This window comes from Rhodoferax sp. ZS1R8, from assembly GCF_056521325.1.
On the sequence record NZ_JBWMBA010000013.1, the window covers coordinates 1 to 5574 of the forward strand.

Annotated in this window: 8 protein-coding genes; all 8 read right to left on the reverse strand. The window is 58.3% G+C overall.

Translation table 11 applies throughout. The annotated features are described in order from the left end of the window. A partial coding sequence (locus tag AC097P_RS23075; RefSeq protein ID WP_479612793.1) for a nucleotidyltransferase family protein occupies positions 1–178 on the reverse strand: 178 nt, incomplete at its 3' end. A gap of 229 nt (positions 179–407) precedes the next feature. Further along, entirely contained in the window at positions 408–620 is a 213-nt protein-coding gene (locus AC097P_RS23080; protein ID WP_479612786.1) for a hypothetical protein, read from the reverse strand. Then, positions 617–1417, reverse strand: coding sequence for an IS21-like element helper ATPase IstB (istB, locus tag AC097P_RS23085; protein WP_479612787.1), 801 nt, complete (start codon positions 1415–1417; stop codon positions 617–619). The genes AC097P_RS23080 and istB overlap by 4 nt, the downstream gene beginning before the upstream one ends. Continuing rightward, positions 1414–2958 carry an IS21 family transposase gene (gene istA / locus AC097P_RS23090; protein ID WP_479612788.1) on the reverse strand — a complete coding sequence of 515 codons (1545 nt, stop codon included), beginning with the start codon at positions 2956–2958 and terminating at the stop codon, positions 1414–1416. The genes istB and istA overlap by 4 nt, the downstream gene beginning before the upstream one ends. Next, positions 2958–3113: a hypothetical protein gene (locus AC097P_RS23095; protein WP_479612789.1), complete on the reverse strand. Its 156-nt coding sequence runs from the start codon at positions 3111–3113 to the stop codon at positions 2958–2960. The genes istA and AC097P_RS23095 overlap by 1 nt, the downstream gene beginning before the upstream one ends. Before the next feature lie 713 nt (positions 3114–3826). Then, entirely contained in the window at positions 3827–4519 is a 693-nt protein-coding gene (locus AC097P_RS23100; protein WP_479612790.1) for a DDE-type integrase/transposase/recombinase, read from the reverse strand. After that, positions 4516–5061, reverse strand: a complete 546-nt coding sequence (locus tag AC097P_RS23105; RefSeq protein ID WP_479612791.1) for a transposase — start codon at positions 5059–5061, stop codon at positions 4516–4518. The genes AC097P_RS23100 and AC097P_RS23105 overlap by 4 nt, the downstream gene beginning before the upstream one ends. Positions 5062–5385: 324 nt before the next feature. Further along, a partial coding sequence (locus AC097P_RS23110; protein ID WP_479612792.1) for a hypothetical protein occupies positions 5386–5574 on the reverse strand: 189 nt, incomplete at its 5' end.

The window sequence follows — 5574 nt, forward strand, 5'->3', positions numbered from 1 at the left end:
AAGTGTCCAACCCAGGCTGCACATCTGGTGCGAATTCCACCAAAAAGTCTGCGTCGCTGCTTTCCGGGTCAAAGTCGTCTGCCCGAGCGGCGGAACCAAACACTTCCAACCGGCGAATGCGGTAGCGCTGGCAGATGGCAGAAATGCCTGAGCGGTGTTGGGCGATGGCGGGGTGCATAGGGTGAAGTTTAACGGTGCAAGGTGCCTAAGTTGTTAGCGGCGGCCAGAAAGCGCGCATAGATGGCGGTCAAGCGCGGTTTTGTACGGAATCACATGCACGGGCTGGAACTCAACAGTTTCGGTAGTGCGCATGCCTCAACGTGGATGTGATGGCGCCAACAATGCCACCAATGCAAACGCCGCCAGGGTTAAATCTGGCGGCGCTGGGGGTTTGCGATGAACGCAGTTCAGAAGGGTGGATCGTCCCAGTCGAGTTCACGTGAGTCCTGCCAAATGGACTTATAAAAGCGATCAATCTGCTGGCAGTAATGGTCCTCAAAGACATCCAGGGCGAAACGCAGGAAGTCCTGGATCTCTATGACTGCCTCGTCACTCAGGACGGGCATCTTGATGGGCTTGAGATTCAGATGATGCTTGGCCGATTTGGATGTGCGCGTCATGGCTTCTTCCCCTTGCGTGGGGCGTTAGCACGGGTTGTCGCCTTCTGTTCAGCCCGCGCCTTGGCCTCCTTGAGCCGGTAGGACTCGCCCTCAATGGCCACGATCTCGCAGCGATGCACCAGCCTGTCAATCAGCGACACCACGCAAGCCGCATTGGGAAACACCTCATGCCATTCCTTGAACGATCTGTTCGTCGTGATGACCGTGCTCTTGTGCTCATAACGTCGGCTGATCAGCTCGAACAACAAATCGGCGTGCCGGTTGGAATAGGACAAATACCCGACCTCGTCAATTAGCAAGAGGGCGGGTGCCGCGTAATGCTTTAGCCGTCGGCGCAATGCCGAATCACTGTCCAGTGCTGCCAGATCACCCAGCAATTGCCCGGCGGTAATGAACAGCACGGTGTGCCCCTGGATCAATGCCTGGTGGCCCAAGTTGCACGCCAGCATGGACTTGCCCACCCCGTTGGGGCCGACCAACATCACGTTGCTGGCGTCCGCCATGAATGACAGCGTCATCAGTTCTTCAATCGTCTGACGGTCACAGCGCCGTGGCCAATCCCATTCAAAGTCAGCCAATGGTTTGAATTTTCCAATGTGCGCTGCGTGCAACCGGCGTTCCAGACTGCGTTGATCACGCTCGGCTTCCTCCCATCCCAACAGTTCGGTGGCCCAGCTCAGTCGGTTGGGGTCGCTGACAAGCGTGTCCCAGTGGGCCAGCATCCCGGCCAGTCGCAATGCTTGGGCTCGTTTCTGAAGTTGCGCCATGTTGCCGTTTGCCATTGACGTCTTTGTCATTTGCCGTCCTTCTCAATATCGGTGTCATAGGCATCGCGTGCATCGTCGGCATCACCGACCAGAGCTTGCAAATCGTCATAGGTGTCCAGCCGGTGCGGCTGTACCGTCACATCCATACGCTGTGCCCGCTCGGAGAGTTGCGGCACGACCAGCGGGCTGTCTCGGCGTTCTTGGCGTGCACGCTCCAGGGCCAGACGCACCGCGTTGTGGTGCGGAACATCGCGGCGCAGGGCCTCAAGCACGGCTTCCTGTAGGGCCGGTGCGCCGTAGTGATCCAGCAGTTGGCCCAGCACCCGCGTGATAGAAGCGAGGTGATGGCCTTTGGCAGCGGCGCGCGTCAACAATTCCGCCATGGCTGGAATAGCCTGTGTCAGTCGACCGGTCCCCCGGTGCTGGCGGGCAGCGCGTTTACGCTGCACCAGTTCCTCAACATGGGCTGCGATCTCGACTTGCATGCCCTTGTCATAGCAGCGTGCATGGTCGGCCAACACAACGGCGCCATCGAGCACGCGCACACGGTCTGCGTTGGCCAGCACCATCAAGGTGCGCCGCACATGGGTATGCGGGATGGAGTAGTCATTGAGGTCAAAGCGCACATAGGGCGTTTTATCGGCCTGAACCTCAAGACGCAGGTCCACCGGGTAGGCGTCCACGGGCAGGGCCATCAGAGCGGGCTGCTCAACCTCAAACGCCTGGCGCACCGTCAACTGCACGCCCTCTGGCCATGGGCGTTCAAACGCCGGCCCGTCTGTCCAAATCTTGGCCTGGGCATTGAGATCCGCTACATCGGTAAAGACACGGGCTGCAAAGAAATTCTCCCGGATATAGCGGATGGACCGCTCCACGCGCCCCTTCTCATTGCCCCGTGCCACGGCCACTGGACGCGGCTCGAAGCGGCAATGGGCGGCGAAGGCCAGGTAATCCGGATTGAAACGGATGGCATCACCCATACGCTCCAGCACGGCGCTTTTAAGGTTGTCACTCAAGATGACCCTGGGAACCCCACCCCATGCCGCAAACGCCAGAACGTGGCCACGTAGGAAGCTGTCCATCTGGGCGTTCAGGCTGAAGTGCAGAAAGATGCGCCGCGAATACGACAACACCATCACGAAGGCCATCAAAGGCCGCTTGGCTTTGCCAATCACAACGTGGCCAAGGTGAGCCCAGTCCACCTGGGCTTGTTCACCTGCCAGGGTGCGAAGCCGCAGATACGCCTCAGGCACGGGCCGTGGACGCAGTGGTGCCACCAGGTGGCGGAAATGCGAGCTGCCGCCGCAATAGCCACGCTCTTGCACCATGGCGTACAGCCGACTGGCCGCCAGTGTTGGAAACTTGGCCAGCGTCTCTTGAAGGAATGGCATGAACGGGTCGATCAACTTTACCGGCGCAACTGCCGGCGCGCGCAGCACGCTGGAGACGGCCAACACCCGACGCACCGTGTCACGGTGCAGGTGCAATTGACGGGCGATGGTGCCGATGCGCCAATGCTCGGCTAGGTACAGCCGCAGGATCTGGGCGCGCAGTTCAGGGGTAACGACCATTACGCACGCACCTGCTGTGGCGTAGAAAGCTCTGGCGCACCAGCGCCGGGCATGGCGATTTGCACCAGTGGCAGCGCCAGACCAATGGCAGTGCGACGGTGCGGGTGTTGGCGCTTGCATTGGCGCTGCTCAAACTCAGTGTGGATGTGCTGCATAGTGCGGGGTCTTGTGAATCGGGCGGAATTGCCAGAGGTGATTCGTTGCCCACTAGTACAGCATCGACAGGCTTGGCATGGGAACCCTGATGCGTCACTATCTTTGCTGATACGGCGCGGCGCTGGCGCAATTGACGCATGCGGGCTGCGTGTTTGTGACGCCCACTGCGGCCTTGCTGGTAGCGACTGCCGGCCTCGCGTTGTCGGGTCTGGCGGGTAATGTCGGCGCACCCCGCAGCGCAGTAGCGTTGGCCACGGTCACATTGGCTGCACACCAGCACTTGCGCTTGGCACCGTGCACACAGAAAGAGTCGGGCGGGGAGTTCGCACATGAGCACCTCTGGTAGACCAAAGGTGTGTTGGACGAAAGTCGTCCAAGAGTGCAACAATCTCGCAGCACTCGTTATTGACACGGTGTAGGGCGCAGCGCTCGGAACAAACTTGCCGGTGAGGGCCGTCGCTGTGCCCGCCTACTTCGGTGAGGCAGTATCACAGCGCAGCCGCAAAACCGCTACGGCGCAACCACGCTACCGATCCAAAGCGATTGGCGGGCCTTCCAAACACGATTCAAGGTCACAGGGGTAGTGCATGAATACATGCCCTACCCGGGGGGGCCTGCGGCGCCCTGGCAGGGGCCAAACAATAGAAATTCCAGAAACCCAAAGATTCACAACGCGCTCAAACGCCAGAAAAGTGCGCTTCTTGGCAGCCATTCACACCCCAAGAGACTGCAAGGTGGCCAGCATCGCAGAACCTTTCATGGGACTGCCGTTGTCAGAGTGCAGCTTCATCTGATCGGGTGAAATGTTTTCACGTTTGCAAATATCACGCATGACTTCGCCAGCGAGTTCACTGCTCTCGCTGTCATAGATCTGCCAGCCCACGATTTTTCGACTGAAGATGTCCAAGAAGAGGTACAAGAAGAGGTACAAATAGAAATAGATTCCCGTCACCAGAGTTGGCAAATACGTGATGTCCCAGCTGTACAGCTGATTGGGTGCGCTGGCGCTCAGCACACGCGGTTTGCTGCGCTTTTGCCCAGGCCGCTGGGGGCCACGGTGCTGGAGCTGACTGGCAGCCTTGAGCACGCGGTAGAAGCTAGATTCAGAGGCAATGTACTGCCCCTGGTCTGCCAAACGAGGGACGATCTGACTGGGCGCCAGATGGGCGAATTCGGCAGAGTTGGCAACAACAAGCAAGGCTTGGCACTCTGACGTACTGAGCCTGTTCTTGGGTGCCTGCACCCGCCGGGGTCGTTGGTCACCTCGGCACTTGTCGCGCTGCCAGCGCTGCAAAGTTCGTTCGCTCAAGGAAATGGCACCACAGGCACGGTCTTGGCGTGCGCCTGCGGCAATGGCATCGCTGACCAAGGTGATGACTTGGCTGCGCTGTGTAAGGGTAGTCATTTGACCTCGTCCTCCCACAGCGCACGGAACTTTTTTTGCAGAATCAGCAGTGCAGCAGCCTCCGATAAGGCTTTCTCTTTGCGCACCAGGTCTCGCTTGAGTTGGTCGTTCTCGTCTTTCAATATTCGCAATTCCCGTATACCGGTACCGGGAGCGGTACCGGGAGCTGCCTTTGTGGTCTCGCAAAAAGCCGTGCGCCAGCTTGTAAGGTGATGGGCAAACAGACCATGTTCCCGACACCAGGCGTGCAAAGCATCGCCCGCCAAACCGTGGGTTTCATGCAGTGCCACGAGTTGCTCGTGGACGCTCCAGTCTTGGGGGCGCCGCTCTTTTGTCGTTGCAGGGGCAGCCTGGTTTACCAGGGCACGTTTGATCCAATACTTGGCCGTGTGGTAACTGACGTTCAGATCGGTTGCAACGGCCTGCACCGGGCGATCGCCTCGGGCGAGTAGCTTGACCACCGCTTGTTCAATAAATGCTTGGGAATATTTTGGTTTCATTGTTGTCTGGGCTTCTAAAAGAGAAATCTTTAGAAGCGACAACTAGTCTGACACAGGGGGCTCTGTGGCGGGCTCGCTCAGCGGTGGGGCCAACCACCACGAGCTCGCACCAATGCTGGGTCGGTCATATCGGCGCTGCCATTCGCTTTTTAATACAAATTGGCGCACCGCAGTAGCCTATGCCCTTGTTTCTTTAGGAACGCCTGGCCCGCGCGCGGGGTTGGGATGCTGAGTAGCGTACTAACTCATACCAATTGCTAGTGCTCTACCGTAGAGCACCCAGAAAACGGACACAAAAAAAGGGCGGTTTAACCGCCCTTTTTTTGTACCCACTTAGCGTACAACCATGCGCCATTTGCAAGTGCTCTACGGTAGAGCGCCCTCCTCCTTAAGTGCCTCAACAATGGCTTTTTCAACTTTCAAAAGCATCGACTTGCTCAAGTTCGGCAGATCAATCGCCACCTTATCCTTTGAAACCGACACTCTAAAGGAGCACTTGCCCCAAAGTTTGACGATGTGCGAAACACTCCTGGACTCGATCGCACTTGCACCGAT

Bases quoted from the DNA above. Each gene is read 5' to 3' on its own strand.
- AC097P_RS23080 (WP_479612786.1), bottom strand. From the start codon at position 620: ATGACGCGCACATCCAAATCGGCCAAGCATCATCTGAATCTCAAGCCC.
- istB (WP_479612787.1), bottom strand. From the start codon at position 1,417: ATGACAAAGACGTCAATGGCAAACGGCAACATGGCGCAACTTCAGAAA.
- istA (WP_479612788.1), bottom strand. From the start codon at position 2,958: ATGGTCGTTACCCCTGAACTGCGCGCCCAGATCCTGCGGCTGTACCTA.
- AC097P_RS23095 (WP_479612789.1), bottom strand. From the start codon at position 3,113: ATGCAGCACATCCACACTGAGTTTGAGCAGCGCCAATGCAAGCGCCAA.
- AC097P_RS23100 (WP_479612790.1), bottom strand. From the start codon at position 4,519: ATGACTACCCTTACACAGCGCAGCCAAGTCATCACCTTGGTCAGCGAT.